This is a genomic window from Vibrio sp. 2033, assembly GCF_033339735.1.
Genome location: NZ_JAWOVC010000878.1, coordinates 1 through 510 on the forward strand (window position 1 = coordinate 1; position 510 = coordinate 510).

The window sequence follows — 510 nt, forward strand, 5'->3', positions numbered from 1 at the left end:
GAACACTTTGTGAGAGCAGCGCGACAGTATTTGCATCGGTGTCTTCACCTTGCAGCAGTTCGCCCGGTGATTTGCCAACCACTTCCTCTAACGAATATTCGGTTAACTGCTCAAACGCAGAGTTTACCCAAGCAATCGTGCCGTCAGGATGCGTAATGATGATGGTATCGCGAGCGTGTTCCGCCACCTCGGCAAGCTGCGATATTTTGGCGGATAACTGCTGCTGGGTTTGATGTTCTTGCTGAAGTTTGTTTTGCGCTTGCGCTAAAGAGCGCGACATTTGGTTAAACGCCTCTCCAACGCGCGTGACTTCGTCATTGCCTGAAATAGAAATTTGCGAACCCGGCCCTTGCTGTGAAACCTTAATTACCCCAGTGCGGAGAAGATCCAGACGCTTCATCAAGTAGCTGCCTAGCGCAAATGAAAACAGCGCCACCAGCGACATTTCGACAAAGGCAATCACCAAACTCGCATGAGTCGCAAACGAAAGCATTTGATGAACATGCTCGA

1 protein-coding gene is annotated in these 510 nt (G+C 50.0%); it reads right to left on the minus strand.

Annotation, left to right across the window (positions count from 1 at the left end; genetic code table 11):
- Window positions 1–510 (minus strand): PAS domain-containing protein (locus tag R7P74_RS29600; RefSeq protein WP_318124323.1); only part of this gene is annotated, 510 nt, incomplete at both ends.